Consider the following 24,061-nt stretch of genomic DNA (forward strand, 5'->3'; position numbering starts at 1 on the left):
ATTTCACGCACGGATTGTATCGACCGTGGAACGTGAATGGAGATGAATGAAAACTATTCACGTCGGTGTCGCGGTGGTTTCCGCGTCCGGTTGCCACGAGGCCGGCCGGCCGAGGTGACAAGCCGAGCGCCTCGGGTATGCGTGCGCCGAGTAGGAGAGGGGGCGACACATGGAGCTGTCCTTCCTGGGGCCGGTCTGTACCCGTCCCGGCCCATGGGCCTCGGTCTACCTGGACGCGTCCCGGGATACCCAGGACGCCCGACCGGCACTGGACCTGCGTTGGCGGGCACTCAGTGAACGGTTGGCGCAACAGGGGGCCGATCGGGACACGATCCAGGCCCTGGACGCGGTGGTACGCGGACACGATCCGCTGGCCGGGGACTACGGACTGGCCGCGTTCGCCAGTCACGGCAAGGTGGCGCTGAGCGAGTACATGTCCGCCCCGCCGGTCCGGGAGATCGCCAGCTACGCGCCGCTGCCGCACACCATGCCGTTGGTGGCCCAGCGGGGGGCCCAGGTGGCGTGGGTGCGGGTGCTGGCCAGTCGTACCGGTGCCGATGTCAAGGGCGTCAGCGTCGGCGGGGTGACCCGTCGCGCACACGTCAAGGGCAGCGACCAGTTCCCGATCCGGCGGGTCCAGCCGGGCGGCTGGTCGCAGTCACACTTCCAGCGCGAAGCGCGAATAGCCTGGAAACGCAATGCCGGCGACGCCGCCGCCGCGACCGCCGAACTGGCCGACCGGGTCGGCGCCGAAGTGGTGGTGGTCGCCGGCGACAACCAGGCGAGATCGCTGCTCGCCGGTCAGCTGCCGGAACGGTGGCAGGACCGGATCGTACAGACCGATGCGGGTTCGCGGGCCGGCGGCGCTGACCTCGGCGCGATGGACGACGTCACGGTCCAGGCCATCGCCGAGGTGGCCGACCAGCACACCCAGACCACGCTCGACCGGTACGGGGTGCAGGAGGACGTCGGCGGTGGGTTCGATGCCGTGGTGGCGGCGCTGCAACGGGGGCAGGTCGACACCCTGTTGATCGTCGACGACCCATCCTCCACCCAGCGGCTCTGGATCGGGCCGGAGCCCACCGAGATCGCCACCTCGGCGGAGCAGCTCACCGCCATGTCGGTGCCCGAGCCGCAGCAGGTACGCGCCGACGCCGCGCTGATTCGGGCGCTGGTCGGCACCGACGCCGCGATGACCGTGCTCGCGCCCGAGCAGGCGCCGGAGTTGGACGACGGGGTCGGGGCGGTCCTGCGCTACGTCGACGCCGGGACACCCGGCCGAGGTAATCCCTGACCGAACCGGATCGCGCCGCGTCACCGGCGGGCAACGCCGTACGGTGACGCGGCGTAGCCGTGTGCGGCCCCGGGCGTCGGGAGTCGGTGGACGGACGGCATTCGAGGCGTCGGGAGCCGATGGTCGGGCGGCCTGGTCGGGAGCTGGCAGACGGGCAGAAAACCGACGTTCGATGCGCCCGGCCGCAGGTTGGCTCCGTACTCGGATTACTCGCGCCAAGTGGCCCATGCCCCGTTTGAACCTGATTCGGACGGGAAGCCGGGGCGGGCGTGGCGCGAACGAGAGAAGGTGAGCCCGGTGCCTGAGATACCAGAGTGGTTGGCCGCCAGCGCCGCCGGCACCGAGGCACCAGAACCGCAGAACGTCGTGTCCCCGGACAGCCTTGCCCGGGTGTTTCTGGCTGCGGCGTCCCGGGCGCTGCGCCGAGAGGACTGCGCCGATCTCGACCACCAGCCGACACTGTCCCGGTTTCGCGGGGCGCCACCCCGGGTTCGGCGGGTGGCGGTGGCCAGGGCGGGTAGTCGGGCGGCGATGTCCGTGCCGCGCGCCGGGGAGATCGACGTTGAACGGGTCGCCCGCTGGGCGGTGCAGCACTACGCGCCGCGGTGGTATCCGGGAATGGTGATCGGGTCACCGCACGGCGCTGCCGTCCATCTCGCCACCGCCCTCGGAGTTCCGTGGCTGCCCTCGGCGTTCGAGGTGACGGTGCAGTGGGCAAGCGGGTCCGTCGACAATCCAGTTGGTGCCCTGGCCCATGGTGCCCAGATTGCCGCTCGGATCATCGCCGGCAACCCGGAAGTCGGAATCCGGCAGGTGCACGATCCGGCTGTGCGCGGAGTTCTGGCCGGTTCGACCGTATCTCTCGTGGTGCGGTGGCGTGGCCTGCCCGACGCGTACCGGTGGTTTCTCGGCAGTCACCTGGTTCCCGGTGCGCCGGTGCTGCTACTGCGCGACGCCCGTACCTGGCCGGTGCTCGACTCCGGGCTGGGGCACACGTTTCAGGTGGGTGGCCCCGCCAGTGGGCTGGCGCCGGCCGACTTCCTGCCCGCCAGAAAGGTGCTCGACCAGTTGCTGCGCGGGCTCGGTGGTGACCCTGCCCGCTGGGAGCTTCCCGGCCCCGCGAGCCCGCCCAGCGATGCCGAGCACGGGATCGAACCGGGGTTCGAGGCGAGCCTGCGGGAGTGGGTGCAGGGCACCGGCAGCCCGTTGCACCGGATTCTGGCCCCCCGTCCGGAGGTGTTGAGCGCCGCCGTCGCGGACATGTATCGGGGCTGGCTGCGTAGCGCCGGCAAGAGTGGAAACAGGTGTGTGGTGGAGTGCGGCCGCCTCATCGACCCCTGGCAGGTCATCCGGGCCGGATTGGTGCCGTACTGGTGTGAGAATGCCGCTCGGCGAAGTGTGGCCGGTGCCGAGTGGTGGCTGGCGGGCAGCGCCCCCTTCACCTCCGTGGATGTTCTGCCGGAATCGCCAGGCCTGCGCTCTCCGGCGCTGGCCGGGTTGCCGCAGTGGCTGGCTGTGGCCTCGTTCGGCAGCCGTCGCAGGGCGCTCGATCGGGGGGCTGCCCGAGGTTATCCGCTCACCCCGATGCCGACCCGGCGCGCGACGGAGGCGCTGCGCGGACAGGCGTACGATCTTCCGACCCCACCGCCGCTACGGGTGGTCGACGCGCTGGCCGCACTCCGCGACAGCGGCAGCCCGCAGGGCCTGCTCGTGTGCTGAGACCAACCGGATCTTGAGGGCGGGTAACGGTAACCGCCCGACCGAAACGAGCCCGGGAAGAGCCGCTTCCGTGATTGAGTACCTACAGGGTGGGAACATGGCTGGCTGCAATGGGTCGAGTGCGCTGTGTCATGACAGTGAGTAGTTCGCCGTCGACATTTCGGTCGCAGATTCGCTTCCAGCCCCACCCCATGGTCCGTGGCAACTAATGACCGGTTTCGCAATCCGGGCGGGGGACCTTCCTGAGGGAGGCGCGGATGTTCGGACAGACCACCACAACCACCACAACCACCACCTCACCCACTTCACCCACCTCACCTACTTCACCTACCGAGCGTGGACTTGAGGACCTGGATGCGGCGGCGACGGCCTATGCCGCCCGGATTGCCGGGCTGCCACCTGAACGGCGGCAGGAGGCCCGAGATGACCTGGTCCGCTTCGCGTTGCCGTTCGCCGGCCGCCTCGCCCGTCGCTACCGGGGGCGAGGCGAACCGCTGGAGGATCTCGAACAGGTGGCGCGACTCGGCCTGGTCAACGCGGTGGACCGCTACGACCCGGAACGCGGCTCGTTTACCGCGTACGCGGCCATCACCATCGTTGGGGAGATCAAGCGGCACTTCCGTGACCGCACCTGGGGCGTCCACGTGCCCCGGCGACTGCGTGACCTGATCCTCGAGGTCGGTCAGGCTACGGCCGCGCTGACCAGCGAACTGTCCCGTACCCCCACCGTCGCCGAGTTGGCCGAGCGGTTGGAGACGCCCCAGGAGGAGATTCTCGCCGCCCTGGAATCCGCCGCCGGCTACAGCCCGGCCTCGCTCAACGCCCCGGTTGGTGGGGAGAGCTCGGCCGAGTTCGGTGACCTGGTCGGAGAATCGGACAACGACCTGGAATCGGTCGACGACCGGGTGACGGTCAGCGGACTGCTGTGCCGACTGCCCTGGCGGGAGCGACGCATCCTCGCCATGCGGTTCTACGGCAACCAGACGCAGGCCGAGATCGCCGCCCGGTTCGGGATTTCGCAGATGCATGTTTCCCGACTGCTGTCTCGGGCGTTGACCTGGCTTCGGCAGGCCATGCTCGCCGATGCCCCGGCTACCTGGCAGGCGGGTGGGGAGGCGGAGCAGCAGCGGATGCGAATCTCGGTGCGGCGGGCCGGCGACCGGGTGGTGGTCGAGGTCGGCGGGGAACTCGATCGGGAGACCGCTGATCAGTTGCGGTGTGCGGTCGTGGATGCGGTCACCGCCGGACAGCCGGCCGAGGTGGTGGTTGACCTGGTCGACCTGGCCGCCGTCAACGCCGGCGGTGTCGCCGCGTTGCTCGCCGGCCGAGACGCCGCGCTGCGTAGCGGCACACCACTGCGGCTGGCCCGAGCCCAGCCCGGCGTACGGCAGTCGCTCACCGCCGCCGGTCTGGCCCCGCTGTACGCCTGATCCGGCACGTCGGCTCGCCGGCCTCGGCCAGTCCGCGAGCCTCAGCCCGCCACCGCGTGGGGCAGACCTTGGTCGGGGCGCGGATCTCACCGTTGGTCCTCCTCGTCGTCCTCTGGCGAGCGTCCGGTACGCCAACGCTCGTCGACCTCACCACCTCGCTCGTCGATATCCCGAGTCTCGTCGGGCTGGCTGGGTTCGAAGCCAGGCCGGAGCACCTCGTCCGGCTCGGGCACGTCGATTGGTCGCGCCCCGGACTCGGGTACCGGATGGAAGGAGGTGGCCGCCCGCGCGCCGTGCGCTCCCTCGGTGGTCGGCGGCTCCGGTTCCGGTGGCCGGGCCTCGTGGTGCAGTTCCTGCTCAAAACTCTGCGGCGGTTTCGTGGACCGCTGCGGTAGGTCCCGGCCGAGGTCGGCCACCAACGGGCCGTACTTCAGGTCGAAGGCGGGACGCTCGGAACGAATACGGGGCAGCTTGTTGAAGTTGCGCAGTGGCGGCGGGCAGGAGGTCGCCCACTCCAGCGAGTTGCCGAATCCCCAGGGGTCGTCTACCGACACCAACCGACCGAACCGGTACGACTTCCAGACGTTCCAGATGAAGAAGAGCGTCGACGCGCCGAGGATGAACGAGCCGATGGTGGAGATCGTGTTCAGCCCGGTGAAGCCGTCCTGTGGCTGGTAGTCGGCATAGCGTCGGGGAAAACCCTTCGTGCCGAGCCAGTGTTGTACCAGGAAGGTGGCGTGGAAGCCGATGAACATCGTCCAGAAGTGGGCCCGGCCGAGCCGCTCGTCGAGCATTCGGCCGGTCATCTTGGGGAACCAGAAGTAGACGCCGGCGAAGGCAGCGAAGACGATCGTGCCGAACATGACGTAGTGGAAGTGCGCCACCACGAAGTAGGTGTCGGTGACGTGGAAGTCGACCGGCGGGCTGGCCAGCAGCACCCCGGAGAGCCCACCGAGCAGGAACGTCACCAGGAAACCGACGGCGAACAGCATCGGTGTCTCGAAGGTGATCTGCCCTTTCCACATGGTGCCGATCCAGTTGAAGAACTTCACCCCGGTGGGGACCGCGATCAGGAAACTGAGGAAACTGAAGAACGGCAACAACACCAGTCCGGTGCCGAACATGTGGTGCGCCCACACCGTCATCGACAGGACGGTGATCGCGATCGTCGCGGCGACCAAACCCTTGTAGCCGAAGATCGGCTTACGGGCGAAGGCCGGGATGACCTCGGTGATGATCCCGAAGAATGGCAGCGCGATGATGTACACCTCAGGATGGCCGAAGAACCAGAAAAGATGTTGAAAGAGCAGCGGACCGTTGTTGGCGGGGTCGTAGACGTGCGCCCCGAGTCGTCGGTCCGCATAGAGCGCGAGTAGGGCGGCCGCCAACAGCGGGAACACCAGGAGCACCAGCACCGCGGTCAGCAGGATGTTCCAGGTGAAGATCGGCATCCGGAACATGGTCAGTCCGGGTGCCCGCAGGGTGACGATGGTCGTGATCAGGTTGACCGCACCGAGGATGGTGCCCAGCCCGGACAGCGCGAGCCCGATGATCCACAGGTCGGCCCCGATGCCGGGGGTGTGGTCGAGCCGGCTGAGCGGAGTGTAGGCGGTCCAACCGAAGTCGGCGGCACCGTTCGGAGTGGCCAGGCTGGTCATGACGAGTGTCCCGCCGAACAGGTAGAGCCAGTAGGAGAAGGCGTTGAGTCGGGGGAAGGACACGTCGGCCGTGCCGATCTGCAACGGGACGATGTAGTTGGCGAAGCCGAAGACCAGCGGGGTGGCGAACAGCAGCAGCATGATCGTGCCGTGCATGGTGAACATCTGGTTGTACTGCTCGGTAGAGAGGTACTGCAGACCCGGGCGGGCCAACTCGGCCCGGATCAGCAGCGCCATCACCCCGCCGACCAGGAAGAACCCGAACGAGGTGACCAGGTACATCAACCCGATCTGCTTCGCGTCGGTGGTGCGCAGCAGACGGGTCAGTGTGTTGCCCGGGATCACCTCACGGACCGGGCCGGGATATCCGCCGAACCGCGCTGGCACCAGGATCGTTGACCGCCGGCTGTGCTCCGGCTCGGTGGTAACCCGCTCAGACATCGATCTCACCCCGTACGACCTTGGAAAGGACGGCGGTGGCTACCCAGTCCGGGCAGGTCGAAACCAGGGCAGTCAGGAAATTTCGCTCGGTCGGGTCGCCACACCCCACAAAAGTCGCCGCCCGCCCAGGCCGGGCGAGCGGCGACCAGATGTTAGGAAGGGCCCCTTCTTATCGCTTTCTGCCTTGGAAGGGGCCCTTCCTAACACTCAAAGCACGCGGGAACCGATCACGCTGGGGCACGGCCCCGAGGGGCTACCAGGCCCAGCGCGATCATGCCGATACCGAGGAACAGGTGCAGCCAGTTGTCGGCACCGTTGAGCGGAATGAAGTTCGCGGAGCTCTCGTAACCGACCGCCAGGCCGTACAGCCACAGCAGCAGATAGATGACCCCGCCCCCGACCAGGAAGATCCGGGCTCCGGAGACGGTACGGGCCAACGCCAGACCGACCACCCCGAAGAGGAGATGGACGAGGTTGTGCAGGATCGAGACCTGGAAGACACCGAACAGCTTGGCCTCGGAGTGGTGCGTGGCGAACTGCATCGTGTCGTAGTTGGTCGTGATGCCGGGAATGAAGCCGAGGATGCCGACCAGCAGGAACACGATGGCTACCAGGGCTGCCGCCTTGCTCACCGGAGCTCGGCCGACCGGGGCGGTCGGCCCGGTGCGTACCGAAGGCCGTGACTTGCTGCTAACCATGCCCTCACCTCCATCGGAAGCCTTGCCGCCGGGTTCCCGACGTCCATCCGGACAAACCCCGTGCGGCGCAGCGCCGACGATCAGGGGCTAGCTGGCCGCCAACCGGCGTACGTTGTCGTACAGCTCCAGATAGCGCTCGGCCATCACCCGAGGGGTGAATCGGCGTACGGCTTCCTGGCGGCACTCGTCGCCCTCGATCTGGGTCGCGGTGTGCACCAGTTCGGGTAACTCGTCCGCTGTTCCGGCCAACAGGCCGGTCCGCCCGTGCTCGATCAGCTCGGGCAGGCAGCCGCGGGCGGTCGCCACCACGGGCGTACCCAACGCCAGGGACTCCACCACCGCCGTACCACCCGGCTCCTCCCAACACAGCGGAAAGAGACTGGCGCGGGCGCTGGCGACCAGGTCGTCGCGTTCTCGCCCGGCGACCGTACCGACCCAGCGCACCCGTACTCCGTCGACCAACGGGGCCACCTGTTCGTACCAGTAACGCACGTCCGGGTTGTGCCGGGCGACCTCTCCAGCGGCGCTCAGCTCAGCCGGCCGGTGGTACGGCCCGACCGGCCCGGCCAGCACCAGCCGGAAACCCGCGCGATGGGCGAGCTCGGCACCGATGTGTTGTCCCTTTCCGGGCGTGATCCGGCCGAGGATCACCACATGGTCCCCCGGATCGACCGGGGGCGGCCGCTGCGCCGTCGCCAGCGGGGTGGCCAGGTGTACGTGTCCGACCGAGTGCGCCCGCAGTGCCTGCGGGGCCCGGGCCAGTTGCGCCGCCGAGACGCCGTTGACCCGTACCCGGTTTGCGCCGTCGACGTATCCATAGAGGTCCGGATGTTTGCCGAGGTCCCAGTGCAGGGTGTGCAGCACCGGGGGCGCGTCCCGGCCCATGGCGGTCAGAGTGGCCAGCCCGACCGCTTCGACGTGGTCATGGACCAGGTCGATGTCGTCGCGTTCGCGTAGGGCCCGGACCACCCCGTTCAGGTGCGCCTGAGCCACCCCACACACCTGGTTGTACGGCCGTTGTAGCGCGGCGAACTGGCCGTCGGCGAAGACCGACAGACGGTCGTCGACCGGTAGGGTGCTGTTGGCGACCGAGGCGAGGACCACTCGTACCCCGAGCCGTCGCAGTTCGGGTACCAGGGTGGCGATCACGTTCTCGATGCCGCCATAGCCCGGAGGCGGTACGGAGAGCCACGGCCCGGCGTTCATCAGGACCGTCAGCGCCATCTGCCCCGCCTCCGTCTCGGGCGCACCGCGGCCTCCAGCGTGGTGCCCCTGTTCACGCCAGCCCTTCCGGTGTCTGCCTCACACCGACACCCGGCCACACCCGGTGAGTCGGTCCCGCAATTCGATCAGCGGGGGCCGTTCCTGTACGGACACGTCGCTGACCACGATGTCGCGTTCGAGGTTGGGCAGCGCTGCCGCAGCACCCCGCCGGAACTGGGTCAGTACGCTGGCTGGCACCCCGGTGGCGGTGACCCGACCCTGTCGATGCAGCCGGGACCACACGGTCAGCATGATCTGCGCGGACATCCGGCCCAACGCCTCGGTGCTCTGGTGCCGGTGCAGGCGCTCGCCAAGATCAACCTGGGCGAGCGCATCCAGGCCGACCAGCTCCAGTAGGTCGATGAGCATGGCGATCTCGACGCCGTAGTCGGAGACGAACGGGATCCGTTCCAGGACGGTACGGCGACCGGCATACTCTCCGGCCAGCGGCTGTACGAAGCCGGCCAGCTCCGGCCAGAACAGGTTCAGCAGCGGACGGGCGGCCAGTTCGGTGACTCGACCCCCGCCGTCCGGGTCGACGTCGACGCGGTGTTCACCCGGCCCGTCGCGATGCGCGTCACGAACAACCGAGTCCGGGCCATACATGTCACGGCCCGGCGAGGCAGGGCCATACGAGTCACGGCCAGGCGAGCCAGGGCCGCTTTCGGCCCCGAGTAGGGGTCGATGGTAGAAGCCCTTGACGAAGGCGACCGATGGGTCGAGTAGCAGCGGGCCGAGCAGCCCGGTCACGAAGTGCGGCCGGAACTCGCGCAGGTCGGCGTCGACGAAGGCGACCACGTCACCGGTGCTGCCTGCCAGCCCAGCCCAGAGCGCGCCGCCCTTGCCGTCGAGCCGGGGGAGGTTTCGGCTGATCTTGTCCTGCCCGACTACCTCCGCACCGGCTGCCGCCGCTACGGCAGCGGTCCGGTCCGTGGAGTGCGAGTCGACCACGATCAGCTCGTCGACCAGGGGGAGTCGTTCGACCAGGTGCCGGCGGATCGTGGCGACGATGGGGCCGACCGTGTTCTCCTCGTCGTGCGCTGGAATGACCACGCTGACCCGAGTGTCGCCTTTCGCCGCCATGAGCTGGTCAGCCGTCCACTCTCCGGCCGAGGCGGTGCGGTAGGCCGTCCAGGCTTCGACGACGGGTGACATGGTCGCTCGCGAGTGCCACACGGGCATACCCCCAGTTGATCCGACTAGCGCGGTTTCCCTTGTCGGGAGAGCGCTAACCGCGCTCCGTCGAACATCCTGATCTCGCCGGCGAACCAACGCGGTCCGGGGTCGCGCACGGGTCCGATCGAACACACCGGTTTGAGCCCGACGAGGCCGGGCAGGCGGGCATCAGCCGGGGGCGGTGGGAGAGGAATCCGGGACGGTGGGAGAGGAGTACGGGGATGCGCGGATGCCGGATCGGGCTGGTGGGAGCCGGCAACGTCGCGGACCGGCACGCCCGGGTACTTTCCGGCTTCGACGACGTCACGCTGGTCGGGGTGACCGACGTGGCCCCGGACGCCGCGCTGCGGTTGGCACAGCGCTACGACGTACCGGTGTGCGGTGATCTCGATGCGTTGCTCGACGCGGCACCGGATGCCGTCTATATCTGTGTGCCGCCGTTCGCGCACGGCACGGCGGAGGAGGCGGTGCTCACCGCCGACCTACCGCTCTTCGTGGAGAAGCCGATCGCCGCAGACCTGCCGACCGCCGCCCGACTCGCAGCCCTGGTCGCTGCGCGCGGCGTGCTCACCGCCGTTGGGCATCACTGGCGTTACCTGTCGGTGGTGGAGCAGGCCCGGCGGATCCTGGCGGATCGGCCGGTACGGATGATCTCTGGTGCCTGGCTGGACAAGATGCCCCCGGTGCCCTGGTGGGCCCGGGCCGAACAATCCGGTGGCCCGGTGGTCGAACAGGCCGCCCACGTCCTGGACCTGACCCGGTTGCTGGCGGGTGAGGTGGCGGCGGTGACCGCGTACGGGGACGGGTCGCCTCCCTGTGACGATGCGGACATCGACGGGGTCACCGTGGCGGCCCTGCGCTTTGCCAGCGGGGCGGTGGGCACCTTGGCCTCGGCCTGCGTACTCGACTGGAAGCACCGGGCCGGTGTCGAGGTGCTGGCCGACGGACTCGCGCTGCGGATCACCGAGGACGAGCTGGTGGTCCGGGACGGTGATCGGGAGCAGCGGTACCCGGGTGACCCGGAGGCGGCCCGGGTGGCCGTGGACCGGGCTTTCGTCGACGCGGTGCGGGGTGTCGGCGCGGACATCCGGATGCCGTACCCGGAGGCCTTCCGCACGCACCGGTTGGCCTGTGCCGTGGCCGAGTCGGCGACGACCGGCCGATCGGTCCGGCTCGACTCGGCCGGACCCGTCATGCCGGTTCCGTCTGCTATGCCGGCCTCGCCGAGCACGCCGGCCCCGTCGAGCGTGCCCGCCGTGGTAGTCAGGTCGACCGAGGGCACCCATGCCTGACCGGGTGGTGGTGGTCGACGGGCCGGGGCGGGTGACGATCCGCGCGGAGGAGCCGGCACCGCTGCGGGACGGGACGTTCCGGGTACGGACCCGATACAGCGGGGTGTCCACCGGCACCGAGCTCAGCTACGTCAAGGGCACCAATCCCTACCTCTCGGCGACCTGGGACCCCGATCTCGGACTGTTTCGCCCCGGCACCCCGTCGGCCCCCTATCCGGTCACCCGGCTCGGCTACATGGAGGTCGCCCAGGTGGTGGCGAGTCGTACCCCGGTCGTGGACGAGGGCAGCGTCGTGGCGATGAGCTACGGCCACCGGACCGGGTATCTGGCCGATCCACTCACCGACCGGTTCGTCCCGTTGCCGGCCGACCTGGACCCGCTGCTCGGGATCTACGTCGCCCACATGGGGCCGATCTGCGCCAACGGGCTGTTGTACGCCGCCGCCGACCTGTATGGCACCGATGTGCGCGACCTCGGTGCCGGAGTCCGGGGGCGACGGGTGGCGGTGACCGGGGCTGGCGTCGTCGCGTTGCTGACCGCGCTTCTCGCCCGGCAGCACGGCGCCGCCTCCGTGGTCGTGCTCGACCCGACGCCGCAGCGGCGGGCGGTCGCCGCCGCACTCGGGTTGGAGACCCTCGACCCGACCGCCGATGATCCGGCGGAGGCGCTCAAGCTCCGCTGGCCGCACGGCCCCGGTGACCGGGGCGCAGACCTGGTGTTCCAGTGTCGGGGGCAGCCCTCGGCGTTGCAGCTGTCGCTGCGCCTGCTCCGCCCGCACGGGACCGTGATCGACCTGGCCTTCTACCAGTCCGGTGCCGATGAGGTACGCCTCGGCGAGGAGTTCCACCACAACGCCTTGACCCTCCGGTGCGCCCAGATCGGCCGGGTACCCCGGGGTCTGGCCCCCACCTGGGACCGGGAACGGCTCTCCGCCGAGACGATCACCTTCCTGCGGGCGTACGGCGGCCTGCTCCGGGCCCACCTGGTGTCGGCCGTGGTGCCCTTCGAGGACGCGCCGACCCTGCTCGCCGAGCTGGCCGCCGGTCGCCGACACGAGGTACAGGCGGTCCTCGCCAGCACGCCCTGAGCCGTACCGGACACTCGTGCCGGAACCGCCTGGAAGCCCGCAGTGGGCAGCTCGACATCTCCGGCCAGCCGGGCCACCCGGATCCGCTTCCGGTCGCGTACCGTTGCCCGTCATGGGTGTGTCGCAACGGTTGAAGAGCAGGTTCCGGCGTTTCCTCCAGCGTCCGGGCAGCACCGTCGATCTGGCGCCGCTGGAGAAGCGGCTAGCAGCCATCGAGGCGCGCGAGGAGGAGTTGGCGGCGCTGGACGACGCCGAGTTGACCGAGGCAGCCGGCCAGGCCGACGACTACGTGGAGATCTGTGCGATCGGGCGAGAGGCCGCTCGCCGTGGCCTGGACCAGCGGCCGTACGACGTACAGCTGCTCGGCGCGATGGCGCTGCTCTCCGGCAAGGTCGCCGAGATGGCCACCGGTGAGGGCAAGACCCTGACCGCCGCGATCGCCGCGTACGGACACGTCCGACGAGGCAATGGCCCGGTGCACGTGTTGACGGTCAACGACTACCTGGCCCGCCGCGACGCCCAGTGGATGGAGCCGGTATACAAGCTGCTCGGCCTCACCGTGGGGTGGGTGACCGAGGCGTCCAGCACCGAGGAGCGGCGCTCGGCGTACGCGAAGGACGTCACCTATGTCTCGGTCAGCGAGGCGGGCTTCGACTTCCTGCGCGACCAGCTTGTCACCGACCTCGATGACCGGGTCCAGCCCGAGCTGACCACCGCCATCGTCGACGAGGCGGATTCGATCCTGATCGACGAGGCCCGGGTGCCGATGGTGCTGGCCGGGGCCGTGGCGGGCGAACAGGATCCGGTGCACACCGCCGCTGCCCTCGTCCGGAGCCTACGGGCGGGCCGGGACTACGAGGTCGCCGAGGACGGTCGGTCGGTCGCCTTCACCTCGGCCGGGCTGTCCGCGATCGAGGCCAAGCTCGACGGCATCGACCTGTACGCCGACGAGAACATCGAGCAGCTCTCCGCGGTCAACGTGGCGTTGCACGCGCATGCGTTGCTGCACCGCGACGTGGACTACATCGTCCGAGACGGATCGGTGGAGTTGATTGACGAGATGCGCGGCCGGGTGGCCCAGCGTCGACGCTGGCCGGATGGACTCCAGGCCGCCGTCGAGGCCAAGGAGGGGCTCTCCGCCACCGCCGAGGGCGAGGTGCTGGGCACCATCGCGGTGCAGGCGTTCATTGCGCTCTACAAGACGTTGTGTGGGATGACCGCCACCGCGGTGCTCGTCGGTGACCAGCTGCGGGAGTTCTTCTCCCTGGAGGTGGCGGTCATTCCGTCGAACACCCCCTGTATCCGGCAGGACGAGTCAGACCGGATCTACGCGACCCGGGCCGAGAAGGAAGAGGCGCTGATCGACGAGATCAAGCGCTGCCACGAGGTGGGCCGACCGGTGCTGGTCGGCACCCTGGACGTCAAGGAGTCCGAAGGGCTGGCCGCCGGTCTGAACGCCGCCGGGGTGCCGTGTGTGGTGCTCAACGCCAAGAACGACGACGAGGAGGCGGCGATCATCGCCGAGGCCGGCGCGTACGGCGCGGTCACCGTCTCCACGCAGATGGCCGGTCGAGGAGTGGACATCCGGCTCGGCGGCAGCGACCAGTCCGACCGGGACCGGGTCGCCGAGCTGGGCGGGCTCTACGTGATCGGCAGTGGCCGGCACGACAGCCGTCGGGTCGACGACCAGATTCGGGGCCGGGCTGGGCGGCAGGGCGACCCGGGCGGTTCGGTCTTCTTCGTCAGCCTGGAGGACGACCTGGTCGTGCGGCATGCCGGAGACGCGATCCCGTCCTCGCCCCGGATGAACGCCGACGGGCTGGTCACCGACGAGCAGGTGGACTTTGCTGTCGAGCACGCCCAGCGGGTCGCCGAGGGGGTCAACCACGAGATCCACCGCAACACCTGGCGGTACAGCGTGGTGATCGAGCAGCAGCGTAAGGCGCTTGCCGAACGTCGGGAACGCCTGCTCACCTCCGAGGTGGCGGCGATCATGCTGATCGAGCGCTTCCCGGAGCGCACCGAGGAGATGGACGAGGACATCCTGTCCCGGGCGGCCCGGTCCATCGCGCTCTACCACCTCGACCGGCTCTGGACCGAGCACCTGGCCGAGCTTTCCGAGGTACGGGAGGGGGTGCACCTGCGGGCGCTGGGCCGGCTCGATCCGCTGGACGAGTTCCACCGGGCGGCGGTGCCGGCATTCAACGCTCTGATCCCGGCGATCGAGGAGCGGACCGTGGCCACCTTCGAGGAGACCGAGTTCGACGAGGACTGGCAGCCCGACGAGGCGCAGCTGGTCCGACCGAGCGCCACCTGGACCTACCTGGTGCACGACAATCCGTTCGGTTCGGAACTGGACCGCCTGATCGCCTCGGTCGGTCGCCGACTCAGCTCCAGCTCGCGCTGAGGTTAGGAAGGGCCCCTTTCTATCGTTTCCAGCCTAGAAAGGGGCCCTTCCTAACAGCGGTTTGACGGTGGCCCGGTCTGGGTAAGAGGCCGGGTCCGAAAGTCGCGGGGGAGAAGCGAGCATGACACAGGCGATCGCACGAGCTGGGCGTACCGCGTCGCACGCGGTGATGGCGAGGATTCCGCAGCGGTGAGCCTCCAGACGCGGGAAACCGATGTCGAGACCCTGAACGTACTGGAAACGGCCGCGCTGCTGCGCGAGCTGACCGCCGGTCTCATCAACAGCAACGACTTCGACGATGCCCTGGCCCAGCTGGTTCGGACCAGCCGTGACGCGATACCGGGCGTCACCTGGTGCGGGGTGACCGTACTGCAGGCGGGGGAGCCGGCGTCGGTCGCCGCTTCCGACCCGCTGCTGACCGACCTCGACGACCTCCAGTACGGCGCGGACGGGCCGGCAATGACCGCCATTCGTCGCCGCGAGCTGATCCTGTCGGGGGACCTGCGTACGGAGACCCGCTGGCCGCTGTGGACGCGCCGAGCGTTGACGCTCGGTGTGCACGGGGTGCTCTCCGCGCCGGTCGACATCGACGATCATGTCATCGGTTCGATCAGCCTGTATACCCGAGAACCCGACACACTGGTCGAATCTCGGCAACTCACCGCGATGCTGCTCGCCGAACACGCGGGGCTGCTGCTCGCCGCCGTTCGGGACCGGGCCCGACAGGCCGCCCTCGTCGGTGAGCTGGACGGGACGCTGGTCGACGGCGAACTGATCGGCCAGGCGATCGGGGTGATCATGACGCAACGTGGCTGCCCGGCACCGGAGGCGTTGCAGGTGCTACGCACCGCGTCGGCGGCACTGTCGATCCCCCTGCGGGACGTCGCCGAGCGGCTGGTCGCCTCGGTGTCCAGACCTCGCGGTAACTGACTACGCCGCCCTGACCAGCACACAAGGGTGGCTACTGTCGTTTTGCCGCTTCTCCGTTCGGGTACCGACCTGGACAATGGTCGATGCGCGAACTGGGGAGGTCGCTGTCATGGAGAGCCGGTTGCGAGTCCAAGGCCACCCGATCCAGCCGATGCTGGTGACGGTTCCGTTCGGGTTGTTCGTCTGCGCCACGGTGTTCGACCTGACCGACCTGCTCGGCGGGCCCGGCATCCTCGGGGAGGTCGGTTACTGGACGGTGGTGGCTGCCCTGGTCTCGGCCGCGCTGGCCGTGGCGGCCGGCATGGTCGACCTCTGGGACGTTCCGGCCGACCGGACCCGCCGCACTGTGGTCATGTTCAACCTGGCCAACGCGGTGATGGCGGTGCTGTTCGTCTTCGTGTGCCTGGCAAGAGCCGGTGGGTCGGACCGGGGCGCGAGCGGCGGCCTCCTGGCGGTCGAACTGCTCGGCCTTGCCGTAGGGGCGGTCGGGGTGCGGCTGGGCGCGGTGCTGGTCCAGCGGTTCGATCGGCACCCGGGCGAGGCGCCGACCTTCGACGCGCTCGGGTCGGCCGCCGGGGTCGGGGTCGAAGGTCCCGCTCACCCCACCCGCGGCTGATCCCGCACGGCGTACCTCTCGGGGCAGCCCGTACGGCGTACCTCTCGGGCAGAACGTCGGCGACAGAACCGGGCAGCCGGGTGGTCAGGAATGCGCCTCGGCCCGATGCGCGGCGAGTACGTCGTCGCCGAAGTCGCTGTACGGCCGGCGGAGCACCGTGTGCGCGTGGTTGCCGTCCTCACTGGTGTTGTCGTACTCGATCAACAGATCGTCGCCTTGCACCCGGTAGTAGTGGCGTTGGCCCGGCCGGGTTGGCCCCTCCCAGGCGAAGTGCAGGTCACCTCGGGCGATTCGGGCCGATTCCCGGACCGCCAACTCCTCGGGCAACCGGTCCAGGTAGAGCCCTACGAGCTGGTTGAGCAGTGATCGGGCGGTCGGTCCGAGCTGTGCGGCAGATATCCCAGCGGGCTCGATTTCGGTGGTGAACTGGGGCTTCGTGGCGCTGCGGATGTCACCGGGGGCCTGGTCGGCCACGATCGCGGCGGACCGTCCGGTCGGGCCGAGTGCGTCCAGCAGCGCTCGGGCCAGGTCCTCTTCGGGGGCCAGCGGCCGGGTTACGGTTCGGCCGGCATAGCTCACCCGGGCCAGGTTGGCCCCGAGGAAGATCGGCGCGGGGGAGACCTGGTCACCGACGATCGTCATGGTCACTGACAGGTGATGCCCTTCGAACCGCCAGGACCACCGCTCGTCCCGCCGGGGATCGCCGAAGACCGCCACCCAGTAGTCGGCACTGTGCCGGCCCCGACGCCAGCCCTCCGCCCGGTCTAACACCTCCTCCAGCGCGATGATCGTCATCGCCTGGGCGTACGCGTGTGGGCTCAGTGCGGTGGCCAGCAGCCGGTGGGCGGCCTTGCGAGCGGCCCGGTCCAGGTCGGCGACGCAGGCGCCGGGGCGGGGCCGGGGACGGTACTCGATCCACCGGCGGGCCGCATCGTCTGCGAAGGGCCGCGCGGCAAGTGCCCGTGCCGGATCGTCCAGCGCATCCAGCAGGTTGCTCGCGGCATTCCGCATCTGTCCGGCGAGAGAGGAATCGTCCACGTCGCTTGTATACCCGGCCGAGCCAGAGCGCAGGTCAGCGGCCTGTCCGGTTCGATGTCGAGCCTGGTTACGACGCCTGCACCGGGGACCGGGCCGGGGGCGAGCGAGTCGCCGGAGGGATGACGGGTCAGCTCGGCTGTAGACCGGGCTCAGCTCCGCCCGGCCCGCTCGCTCCGTCGTAGGCGAAGATGACCAGCGGCTGGCCGTCGCGATCCTCGTGCCGGGAGGTACGCAGATAGCGCTGGATCAGCCCGTCGATCTCCAGTTGCACGATCGCGGCGTCCTCGGCGGTGAACAGCGTGCCGTCCCGGGGGCCGCCGAGCAGCAGTGCGTCGGGTGCCTTCGGCGTCGTCATGGCTGGCCGGCTACCCGTCCTGACCGGGCTCAAACGATGACCGGGCTCAAACGGTGATCGGTTCACTTCGGGTCCAGCCGGCTTCGGTGCCAGTAGGGATCCCTGGTTCAGCAGGGTTTCTGGTTCAGTAGGGCGAGCATCTCGGGCAGGTCGAAGAACGCGGCGGTCTCGATTGCCGACGGGCTGCCGTGTGCCGGGTCGGCTCCGGCTTCGAGTAGCGCGGTGACGATCTCCGTCGAGCGTCGGAACGTGGCCGCCGCGAGGGCCGTCTGTCCCCGGTCGTTGACCCGGGAATGGTCCGCTCCGCGGCTGATCAGGGCGCTCACCGTCTCGGGATGCGAGTGGTAGGCGGCCAGGATCAGCAGCGTGTCCCCCTTGTCGTTGGTCATGTTGACCGGCAGACCAGCGTCCACATAGCCGGCCAGCTCGGCGGTCTGGCCAGCGCGCGCCAGGTCGAACATCCGGTGCGCGAATGCCAGTGTCTCCTCGTCCCACTCCTCGGCCATGACTCGAGCCTAGTGGCTGCGTCGGCGGGCCGCCGTGCGCGAACCCGGGTTGACCTGGGGTAAGCAGGACCGGAGAGTGGCGGGATGGGGATGACCAAGATCGGTGTACGGCGACTCGACCTAGGCTATTTCATCAGACCGGCGACCGAGGCGGGTGAGCCGTATCCACGGGTCGAGGCGGTGTTCGGCTACCTGGTCAGGCATGCGGGCGGCCTGATCCTCTTCGACACGGGGATCGGTCGGGCCGACCCCGGCACCGAGGCACACTATCGGCCCCACCGCCAGTCCCTGCCGGAGGCGCTGGCCGGGGCCGGGGTGGGCGTCGAGGACATCTCGCTGGTGGTCAACTGCCACCTGCACTTCGACCACTGTGGAGGTAATTCGCTCCTGGCGGGGCGGCCTGTCGTCGTACAGGCGACGGAGCTGGCGGCTGCTCGCGTCGAGGGGTACACCGTCCCCGAGTTGGTGGACTTTCCCGGGGCACGCTACGAGGAGTTGGTGGGCGAGGCAGAGTTGCGGCCCGGGGTGTGGGTCGTGCCCACCCCCGGGCACACCGCCGGTCACCAGTCGCTGGTCGTACGCCAACCCGACGGTACGGTGATCCTGGCCGGACAGGCGTACGACTTCGCGTCGGCGTTCGGGTCGGCCCAGCTTGCCTACCGGGCGGCCGGTGCCGGGGTGGATGGCCCGCTGTCACCGGCACCACCGTGGCTGTCCCGGCTGCTGGAGTGGGATCCGGCCCGGGTGCTGTTCGCCCATGACGGCGCGGTCTGGGAGCCGACCCGCGCCTGAGCCGACCCGCGCCTGAGCTGAGCGGGATGTGGCCGGGCCGGGGTTCAGACCGGTTGGAGTGGGGTGTGTGGCGGCGGGGCGAGTTCGACCCGGATCGCATCACCGGGCCGTACTTCGCCCCCGCGCAGCACCACCGCCATCACACCCGCCTTGCGGACCAGGTTGCCGTCGACGTCCTGACCGAGCACCGCCGCCAGCAGACCCGCCTGGAAACCGTTGAGCTGGGCACACGGGTTCCGCAGCCCGGTCACCTCGACCACTGCGGTGTCCCCGAGGTGTAGTCGGGTGCCGGTCGGGAGGCCAAGCAGGTCGAGTCCTCGGGTGGTGACGTTCTCCCCCATGTCACCCGGGGAGACCGAGAAGCCGGTCGCCCGCAACTCGTCATGCAGCTCACCGTGGATCAGATGCACCTGCCGGAGATTGGGCTGCTCGGGGTCCCGGGCTACCCGCGAGCGGTGCTTGACGGTCCGACCCAGGTGGGCGTCCCCGTCGACCCCGAGACCAGCCAGTAGCCGGATGCTGCCCTGGCGGGGCTTACTGAAGGTGTGGGTCGCGCTCCTGCTCACCGCGGTTACCACCGGTCCCGCCGCCGTCACCGGTTCCATCAGAACGTTCCTCTCGTCGGCCAACGCTTGCCGGAGCCTAGGCCAGACCGGTCAGTGGTTCAGACGTACTCGGGGCTCATCGCGGCCGTGAGCCGCAGGTGTGGCGCCGCCTGCGCAGCCCGGCCCTGACGCTGGAGGGTACGGCCGAGCAGGTGCCGGAGGTAGGCGTCGCCCGGCGACCGGTCGACCAGGACCTGTAGGAGTTGCTCAGCTCGGCCGAGTTGTGCCGAGGCGAAGTAGGCGCGGGCGGCGAGCAACTGGACGTTCGGGTCGTCGGCGTGGGCGGCCAGCAACGGGCCCAGCAGGGTGAGGGCCCCGAGTGGGTCGCGGCGCTCCAGGAGCGCTTCGGCCTGCCGCAGGCGGCGCACCTCCGCCGGCAGCGTGGTCTCGACGTGCCCAGCGGCGAGAAATTCGCGGATGACCTCCGGTGCCTGCGCACCGGCCAGGCGCTGGTCACCCACCATAAAGGTGGGTGACGTCACGCCCATCGCCCGGCCCTGGAGCAGTTGGTCGCGGAGCAGTTCTTCACCCGCCGATCCGGCCAGCAGCCGCATCCCGTCGGGGAAGCCGGCGTCGACGGCTATCTGATCGAGGATCGTACGGTCGCTGATGTCGCGGCCCTCGATGAAGTGGGCGCGCATCAGCCGCTCTGCCACGGCGTCCTGCACCGTCGCCCCGGCTTCGGCGTAGGCGAGGGTGAGTAGCCGGTGCGCGTGGTGGCTGTTGGCCCGCCACGTGGCACCCCAGCGGGGGCCGAGCCCGACGGCGGCGGCCACCTGGGAGACCCGGACCTGGTTCTCGGCGGGGGAGAGGCCCGGCGCGCACTGCCGCAGCGCCGTGTCGACGATCGGGTCCCGCAGCATCTCGTCCATCGGCTCGGCCTGGTCGGGGGCGGTCGGGTCGATCCGGTACGGCCGCCAGACCACCTCGACGGTGTCGCCACCCCAGCCGTCCAGTGCCTGCTCAAGGCGACGCTTGCCGATGTACGCCCAGCCACAGACCACGTCTGCCCAGATTTCGATTCGCATGCCGCCGACACTACACAACACATGTTGGATAAGCGACAGGTGTTGTATAGTTCGCCTCGTGAATCCCGATGATCCCCGAGCCCGGAGAACCCGGACCCGGCTCCGTGCCGCGGTGCTGGAACTGGCGGCCGACCGCGACCTGACCGCCGTCACGATGGCCGAGGTCGCCCGACGTGCCTCGGTCAATCGGGCCACCATCTACGCGCACTACCGGGACCAGGACGAGTTGTTGACCGATGCCATGGAAGAGGCGGTCGCCGAGGTTGCGCACGCGGCGGGCCTGTGTCCACTGGACGCCCCGGCCACTCGGGCGCCGCAGCCGCTGGTCGACCTGTTCGCGCATGTGGCCCGGAACGCGACGCTCTATCGGCGGATGCTGGGCGCCCAGGGCAGCGCGCGGTTCGCGACTCGGTTGCGGGACCGGCTGGCCGAAGAACTCGGGAACCGATTCCGGGGCGGTGCGCGACCCCCCGGCCTCGACGTCGTACCAGTCGACGTGCACGCCAGCTATCTCGCCGGCGCTCTGGTGGCGGTCATCGCGCACTGGGTGGCCCAGCCGGATCGCCCCTCGGTGGCGGAGATCTCGCTCGCGACCTGGCGGCTGCTCTGTCGCTGACCGCGTCGCGTGAGTGCGGGACTGGGGCTGGTGGCCAACTCCGGAGAAGGTGCGGCCGAATGGCCGCCGAGTCGGTCCCGTTGTCTCGGCATCCGAGATTGCCTACCAAGCCGATAGGATTTATGGGCTAAGCTGGTCGCGGCGGGTTCCGGTAGGCAGATCAGCGAGGTTGATGATGGTCTCTCTTGAGTTGGGTGCACCGGACCTGCTCGCGGTCGCCCGCCAGCACGCGGCGGATGCCGGCCGCTGGCCACCGGTCCGGTTCGATCCGGTCGACCGGTGGTACACGCGGATCGCAACCACCGACGCGTACGAGGTCTGGTTGCTGACCTGGCTGCCCGGCCAGGCGACCGACCTACATGATCACGGCGGGTCCGCGGGAGCGTTTGTGGTGGCTGCCGGGACGCTTACCGAGGAAATTGTGACCAGTGGTCGACTACGCCCCGCCGAACTGCCCGCTGGTGACGGGCGACGGTTCGGCCCCCGGCATGTGCACCGGGTGGGGAACCGGACTGAACGACCCGCGATCAGCGTCCACGTTTACCGACCCGCGCTGGTACGAATGACCAGCTATTACCTGCTTGACGGAGAACTCCGGGTCGCCGAGGTGGCCGAGGCCGGGGTCGCCTGGTGAGTCGTCACCGACTGCGACCCGAGCCGTTGGTGACCGGGGTCGAGAAGCGGAGAAACGGAAAGGACGAGGTGGCCATGCCAGGCAACACACCCACTCCGGGGTCGGGCTGTTCGGGCGGGCAGCAGCCGCCGGCCGGCGCGCGGAGCATCGACGAGATCCTCGCTGCCGCCCGGGCCCGGCTGCGACGGCTCGAACCAGAAGCCGGTCATCTGGCCCACCGTGATGGCGCCATCCTGGTGGACATCCGGCCGGCCGCCCAGCGCGCAGCCAGTGGCTCGATTCCCGGTGCGCTGATAGTGGAACGTAACGTCCTGGAGTGGCGGTTCGATCCCCGTTGTGTTGCCCGGCTGCCCATCGCCGACCGCTACGACCTGCCGGTTGTCGTCTTCTGCCAGGAGGGCTACACCTCTTCCCTGGCCGCAGCGGCCCTTCAGGACCTCGGCCTCTACCTGGCCACCGACATCGTCGGCGGATTCGTCGCCTGGCGAGCGGCCGGCCTGCCGGCGCTCGGGCCAACCGACGTCTACGCGCCACTTCCCGCGCCGCCACCGGCGGCCGCGCGGCAACCGATCGCCTGACCCTCGCCGCGCGGCACCCTGCGCGGAGGGCTACCACCCCACCCACAAGGAGGCCGCCATGTCGGTCAGCGCCATCTCCTCGCATCGGTCCCCCTCGGCGAGGTCCGCCCGGGCGACGCGGATCCGCCGTGGCCACGACGCACCGAGCACCCCATCGGTCCTGACCGTCAGTTTCGATGTCCTGCTCGCCGGCGAGGCTTCCGACGAACCCGCCGCCCGACTGCTCGACCTGCTCCGTGAGTTGGTCGACCGGGGAGAGGGACGGGTCACCGTGTCGACTGACGTCAGATCCGGGAAGACAGTGCCTGGGTCAGCCATGGCGTTCCCGCTGGCGGACGTCGCCATCGACAGCGATGCCATTCGGATCCTGTCCGCCTCACGACTGGTGCTGCGGGGTGGGCGGGCAGTGCCACTGACCCGGTTGGAGTTCGACCTGCTGCTCTTCCTGGCCGAGCATCCACGTCGCGTGTTCACCCGACTCCAGTTGCTCAACAATGTCTGGGGGTACGACCACGCGGTGGCTCGCACCGTCGACGTGCACGTACGTCGGCTGCGCGCCAAGATGGGGGAGGACACTCCGCTCGTCACCACGGTCTACGGGGTCGGCTATCGTCTCGCCGACGATGTGCGGGTCAGCATCGACCCGGAGGGCTGACCCGACCAGGCCGGAGGGCTGACAAGCGTCCCGACCCGTCTCGTCCCGAACCAGTCGACGGGCGGGTCAGTCGACGGGCGGGTCAACCACTGCGCGGGGCGTACATGATCACCGCGACGCCGATCAGGCAGATGCCGGCACCGACGAGGTCCCAGCGGTCGGGGCGGAACTTGTCAACGACCACCCCCCACAGCAGCGAGCCAGCGACGAAGACACCCCCGTAGGCCGCCAGGATACGGCCGAAGTTCGGATCGGGCTGAAACGTCGCCACGAAACCGTAGGCCCCCAGGGCGATGACACCGGCCGCGATCCACCACAGCCCCCGATGCTCGCGCCAGCCCTGCCAGATCAACCACGCGCCGCCGATCTCGGCGAGCGCCGCGAGGGCGAACAACAGCAGGGAACGGGCGACAGTCACGCTTCGGACCGTACCGGAGCTGGGATGCCGGGCCGTCACCACCGGGCACCATGGTACGGGTGAAGATCCGTCCCATCTCGCCAGAACTGTTGTTGACGGAACTGGCCGACCGACTCACCGCCGAACGGGCCGGCCCGTGGCTCCGGGTGGCGGTCGACGGTGCGCTCGCCGCAGACCCCGACCACCTGGCCGACGCACTCGTCGACCCACTGCGGCTCCGGGGCCGTCCGGTGCTGCGGATCCGGGCCGCGGACTTTCTGCGTCCCGCCTCCCTACGCCTGGAACACGGTCGTACCAACCCGGACTCGTTCTATGTCGGCTGGCTGGACGAGGCCGGGCTCCGGCGAGAGGTGTTCAAGCCGACCGCACCCGGGGGCACCGGCCGGGTTCTGCCCTCGCTGTGGAACGCGGAGATCGACCGGGCCAGCCGGGCCGACTACGTGGCCCTGCCGCCCGGGACGGTCGTGCTCGTCAGCGGTCCGCTGCTGCTCGGCGGTGGCCTTCCCTTCGACCTGACCATCCACCTTGTCCTGTCCGACAACGCGCTCGCCCGGCGTACCCCGAAGGACCAGGCCTGGACCCTGCCGGCGTATCGCCGCTACGCCCGAGAGGTCGGCCCGGCGGATTTTGCCGACGTGGTGGTACGGCTGGACGATCCGCGACACCCCGCCCTGGTGGGAACGGTCCTGGCCAACGGCGGCGACAGCGACAGCCAGGCGGACATCCAGTGACGCGACCCGGCCGACCAGCGGCGACGATTTCCCGAGTTTGGCTGCCCTTGCCCGTGGGTACTCGCCCGGGTCACAGCGGACCTTTGGCCGAACA

Annotated in this window: 24 protein-coding genes; 14 read left to right on the top strand and 10 right to left on the bottom strand. The window is 69.6% G+C overall.

Annotation, left to right across the window (positions count from 1 at the left end):
• Positions 1-169: 169 nt before the first annotated feature.
• The 3 genes from ACWDV4_RS25860 to ACWDV4_RS25870 all read left to right on the top strand — a co-directional run bounded on the left by ACWDV4_RS25860 (position 170) and on the right by ACWDV4_RS25870 (position 4,443).
• Positions 170-1,294: a baeRF2 domain-containing protein gene (locus ACWDV4_RS25860; RefSeq protein ID WP_449983621.1), complete on the top strand. Its 1,125-nt coding sequence runs from the start codon at positions 170-172 to the stop codon at positions 1,292-1,294.
• Positions 1,295-1,600: 306 nt separating this feature from the next.
• Entirely contained in the window at positions 1,601-3,013 is a 1,413-nt protein-coding gene (locus ACWDV4_RS25865) for a hypothetical protein (RefSeq protein ID WP_449983742.1), read from the top strand.
• 257 nt (positions 3,014-3,270) lie between these two features.
• Positions 3,271-4,443, top strand: coding sequence for a SigB/SigF/SigG family RNA polymerase sigma factor (locus ACWDV4_RS25870; protein ID WP_449983624.1), 1,173 nt, complete (start codon positions 3,271-3,273; stop codon positions 4,441-4,443).
• Positions 4,444-4,529: 86 nt separating this feature from the next.
• Here ACWDV4_RS25870 and ctaD read toward each other — a convergent pair whose 3' ends face one another.
• The 4 genes from ctaD to ACWDV4_RS25890 all read right to left on the bottom strand — a co-directional run bounded on the left by ctaD (position 4,530) and on the right by ACWDV4_RS25890 (position 9,586).
• On the bottom strand, positions 4,530-6,542 hold the full coding sequence (ctaD, locus tag ACWDV4_RS25875) for an aa3-type cytochrome oxidase subunit I (RefSeq protein ID WP_449983627.1): 2,013 nt from the start codon (positions 6,540-6,542) through the stop codon (positions 4,530-4,532).
• Positions 6,543-6,769: 227 nt separating this feature from the next.
• On the bottom strand, positions 6,770-7,240 hold the full coding sequence (locus ACWDV4_RS25880) for a DUF4383 domain-containing protein (protein ID WP_449983630.1): 471 nt from the start codon (positions 7,238-7,240) through the stop codon (positions 6,770-6,772).
• A gap of 87 nt (positions 7,241-7,327) precedes the next feature.
• Positions 7,328-8,464, bottom strand: coding sequence for a glycosyltransferase (locus ACWDV4_RS25885; RefSeq protein WP_449983633.1), 1,137 nt, complete (start codon positions 8,462-8,464; stop codon positions 7,328-7,330).
• Between the two features lie 78 nt (positions 8,465-8,542).
• On the bottom strand, positions 8,543-9,586 hold the full coding sequence (locus tag ACWDV4_RS25890; protein ID WP_449983745.1) for a glucosyl-3-phosphoglycerate synthase: 1,044 nt from the start codon (positions 9,584-9,586) through the stop codon (positions 8,543-8,545).
• 314 nt (positions 9,587-9,900) lie between these two features.
• Between ACWDV4_RS25890 and ACWDV4_RS25895 the strand changes: the two genes are divergently transcribed.
• The 5 genes from ACWDV4_RS25895 to ACWDV4_RS25915 all read left to right on the top strand — a co-directional run bounded on the left by ACWDV4_RS25895 (position 9,901) and on the right by ACWDV4_RS25915 (position 16,011).
• Positions 9,901-10,971: a Gfo/Idh/MocA family protein gene (locus tag ACWDV4_RS25895; RefSeq protein WP_449983635.1), complete on the top strand. Its 1,071-nt coding sequence runs from the start codon at positions 9,901-9,903 to the stop codon at positions 10,969-10,971.
• Complete coding sequence (locus ACWDV4_RS25900) at positions 10,964-12,058, top strand: zinc-dependent alcohol dehydrogenase (RefSeq protein ID WP_449983638.1); 1,095 nt, start codon at positions 10,964-10,966, stop codon at positions 12,056-12,058. The genes ACWDV4_RS25895 and ACWDV4_RS25900 overlap by 8 nt, the downstream gene beginning before the upstream one ends.
• A 112-nt stretch (positions 12,059-12,170) precedes the next feature.
• Entirely contained in the window at positions 12,171-14,465 is a 2,295-nt protein-coding gene (secA2, locus tag ACWDV4_RS25905; protein ID WP_449983641.1) for an accessory Sec system translocase SecA2, read from the top strand.
• Between the two features lie 189 nt (positions 14,466-14,654).
• Positions 14,655-15,395: an ANTAR domain-containing protein gene (locus ACWDV4_RS25910; RefSeq protein ID WP_449983645.1), complete on the top strand. Its 741-nt coding sequence runs from the start codon at positions 14,655-14,657 to the stop codon at positions 15,393-15,395.
• A gap of 109 nt (positions 15,396-15,504) precedes the next feature.
• Positions 15,505-16,011 (top strand): DUF2231 domain-containing protein, encoded by a 507-nt coding sequence (locus ACWDV4_RS25915; protein ID WP_449983647.1) that lies wholly within the window; start codon positions 15,505-15,507, stop codon positions 16,009-16,011.
• Between the two features lie 84 nt (positions 16,012-16,095).
• Here ACWDV4_RS25915 and ACWDV4_RS25920 read toward each other — a convergent pair whose 3' ends face one another.
• The 3 genes from ACWDV4_RS25920 to ACWDV4_RS25930 all read right to left on the bottom strand — a co-directional run bounded on the left by ACWDV4_RS25920 (position 16,096) and on the right by ACWDV4_RS25930 (position 17,910).
• Positions 16,096-17,022, bottom strand: coding sequence for a DUF3500 domain-containing protein (locus ACWDV4_RS25920; RefSeq protein ID WP_449983748.1), 927 nt, complete (start codon positions 17,020-17,022; stop codon positions 16,096-16,098).
• Between the two features lie 154 nt (positions 17,023-17,176).
• Entirely contained in the window at positions 17,177-17,404 is a 228-nt protein-coding gene (locus tag ACWDV4_RS25925) for a hypothetical protein (protein ID WP_449983649.1), read from the bottom strand.
• Between the two features lie 107 nt (positions 17,405-17,511).
• Positions 17,512-17,910 carry an ankyrin repeat domain-containing protein gene (locus tag ACWDV4_RS25930; protein ID WP_449983652.1) on the bottom strand — a complete coding sequence of 133 codons (399 nt, stop codon included), beginning with the start codon at positions 17,908-17,910 and terminating at the stop codon, positions 17,512-17,514.
• Between the two features lie 90 nt (positions 17,911-18,000).
• Between ACWDV4_RS25930 and ACWDV4_RS25935 the strand changes: the two genes are divergently transcribed.
• On the top strand, positions 18,001-18,702 hold the full coding sequence (locus ACWDV4_RS25935) for an N-acyl homoserine lactonase family protein (RefSeq protein ID WP_449983655.1): 702 nt from the start codon (positions 18,001-18,003) through the stop codon (positions 18,700-18,702).
• Positions 18,703-18,746: 44 nt separating this feature from the next.
• Here the strand turns inward: ACWDV4_RS25935 and ACWDV4_RS25940 are convergent, their stop codons facing one another.
• Both ACWDV4_RS25940 and ACWDV4_RS25945 read right to left on the bottom strand, forming a co-directional pair.
• Entirely contained in the window at positions 18,747-19,307 is a 561-nt protein-coding gene (locus ACWDV4_RS25940; RefSeq protein ID WP_449983658.1) for an MOSC domain-containing protein, read from the bottom strand.
• Between the two features lie 59 nt (positions 19,308-19,366).
• Positions 19,367-20,335, bottom strand: coding sequence for a DsbA family protein (locus ACWDV4_RS25945; protein WP_449983661.1), 969 nt, complete (start codon positions 20,333-20,335; stop codon positions 19,367-19,369).
• A gap of 58 nt (positions 20,336-20,393) precedes the next feature.
• On the opposite strand from ACWDV4_RS25945, the gene ACWDV4_RS25950 reads away from it, so the two are divergent.
• The 4 genes from ACWDV4_RS25950 to ACWDV4_RS25965 all read left to right on the top strand — a co-directional run bounded on the left by ACWDV4_RS25950 (position 20,394) and on the right by ACWDV4_RS25965 (position 22,818).
• Positions 20,394-20,951, top strand: coding sequence for a TetR/AcrR family transcriptional regulator (locus ACWDV4_RS25950; RefSeq protein ID WP_449983664.1), 558 nt, complete (start codon positions 20,394-20,396; stop codon positions 20,949-20,951).
• A 172-nt stretch (positions 20,952-21,123) separates the two neighbouring features.
• Positions 21,124-21,585, top strand: a complete 462-nt coding sequence (locus ACWDV4_RS25955; protein ID WP_449983668.1) for a cysteine dioxygenase — start codon at positions 21,124-21,126, stop codon at positions 21,583-21,585.
• Positions 21,582-22,163, top strand: a complete 582-nt coding sequence (locus tag ACWDV4_RS25960; RefSeq protein WP_449983671.1) for a rhodanese-like domain-containing protein — start codon at positions 21,582-21,584, stop codon at positions 22,161-22,163. The genes ACWDV4_RS25955 and ACWDV4_RS25960 overlap by 4 nt, the downstream gene beginning before the upstream one ends.
• A gap of 58 nt (positions 22,164-22,221) precedes the next feature.
• Positions 22,222-22,818, top strand: a complete 597-nt coding sequence (locus ACWDV4_RS25965; protein ID WP_449983674.1) for a winged helix-turn-helix domain-containing protein — start codon at positions 22,222-22,224, stop codon at positions 22,816-22,818.
• An 82-nt stretch (positions 22,819-22,900) separates the two neighbouring features.
• Here the strand turns inward: ACWDV4_RS25965 and ACWDV4_RS25970 are convergent, their stop codons facing one another.
• Complete coding sequence (locus ACWDV4_RS25970; RefSeq protein ID WP_449983677.1) at positions 22,901-23,236, bottom strand: YnfA family protein; 336 nt, start codon at positions 23,234-23,236, stop codon at positions 22,901-22,903.
• A gap of 59 nt (positions 23,237-23,295) precedes the next feature.
• Between ACWDV4_RS25970 and ACWDV4_RS25975 the strand changes: the two genes are divergently transcribed.
• Entirely contained in the window at positions 23,296-23,967 is a 672-nt protein-coding gene (locus tag ACWDV4_RS25975) for a uridine kinase (RefSeq protein WP_449983680.1), read from the top strand.
• The last annotated feature ends 94 nt before the right edge of the window (positions 23,968-24,061 follow it).

It is taken from the genome of Micromonospora sp. NPDC003197 (assembly GCF_053590565.1).

What these genes read in the sequence shown, in the direction of transcription:
- ACWDV4_RS25860 (WP_449983621.1), top strand. Translation starts at nt 170, where the DNA reads ATGGAGCTGTCCTTCCTGGGGCCGGTCTGTACCCGTCCCGGCCCATGG.
- ACWDV4_RS25870 (WP_449983624.1), top strand. Translation starts at nt 3,271, where the DNA reads ATGTTCGGACAGACCACCACAACCACCACAACCACCACCTCACCCACT.
- ctaD (WP_449983627.1), bottom strand. Translation starts at nt 6,542, where the DNA reads ATGTCTGAGCGGGTTACCACCGAGCCGGAGCACAGCCGGCGGTCAACG.
- ACWDV4_RS25880 (WP_449983630.1), bottom strand. Translation starts at nt 7,240, where the DNA reads ATGGTTAGCAGCAAGTCACGGCCTTCGGTACGCACCGGGCCGACCGCC.
- ACWDV4_RS25885 (WP_449983633.1), bottom strand. Translation starts at nt 8,464, where the DNA reads ATGGCGCTGACGGTCCTGATGAACGCCGGGCCGTGGCTCTCCGTACCG.
- ACWDV4_RS25890 (WP_449983745.1), bottom strand. Translation starts at nt 9,586, where the DNA reads ATGGCGGCGAAAGGCGACACTCGGGTCAGCGTGGTCATTCCAGCGCAC.
- ACWDV4_RS25895 (WP_449983635.1), top strand. Translation starts at nt 9,901, where the DNA reads ATGCGCGGATGCCGGATCGGGCTGGTGGGAGCCGGCAACGTCGCGGAC.
- ACWDV4_RS25900 (WP_449983638.1), top strand. Translation starts at nt 10,964, where the DNA reads ATGCCTGACCGGGTGGTGGTGGTCGACGGGCCGGGGCGGGTGACGATC.
- secA2 (WP_449983641.1), top strand. Translation starts at nt 12,171, where the DNA reads ATGGGTGTGTCGCAACGGTTGAAGAGCAGGTTCCGGCGTTTCCTCCAG.
- ACWDV4_RS25915 (WP_449983647.1), top strand. Translation starts at nt 15,505, where the DNA reads ATGGAGAGCCGGTTGCGAGTCCAAGGCCACCCGATCCAGCCGATGCTG.
- ACWDV4_RS25920 (WP_449983748.1), bottom strand. Translation starts at nt 17,022, where the DNA reads ATGCGGAATGCCGCGAGCAACCTGCTGGATGCGCTGGACGATCCGGCA.
- ACWDV4_RS25925 (WP_449983649.1), bottom strand. Translation starts at nt 17,404, where the DNA reads ATGACGACGCCGAAGGCACCCGACGCACTGCTGCTCGGCGGCCCCCGG.
- ACWDV4_RS25930 (WP_449983652.1), bottom strand. Translation starts at nt 17,910, where the DNA reads ATGGCCGAGGAGTGGGACGAGGAGACACTGGCATTCGCGCACCGGATG.
- ACWDV4_RS25935 (WP_449983655.1), top strand. Translation starts at nt 18,001, where the DNA reads ATGACCAAGATCGGTGTACGGCGACTCGACCTAGGCTATTTCATCAGA.
- ACWDV4_RS25940 (WP_449983658.1), bottom strand. Translation starts at nt 19,307, where the DNA reads ATGGAACCGGTGACGGCGGCGGGACCGGTGGTAACCGCGGTGAGCAGG.
- ACWDV4_RS25945 (WP_449983661.1), bottom strand. Translation starts at nt 20,335, where the DNA reads ATGCGAATCGAAATCTGGGCAGACGTGGTCTGTGGCTGGGCGTACATC.
- ACWDV4_RS25955 (WP_449983668.1), top strand. Translation starts at nt 21,124, where the DNA reads ATGATGGTCTCTCTTGAGTTGGGTGCACCGGACCTGCTCGCGGTCGCC.
- ACWDV4_RS25965 (WP_449983674.1), top strand. Translation starts at nt 22,222, where the DNA reads ATGTCGGTCAGCGCCATCTCCTCGCATCGGTCCCCCTCGGCGAGGTCC.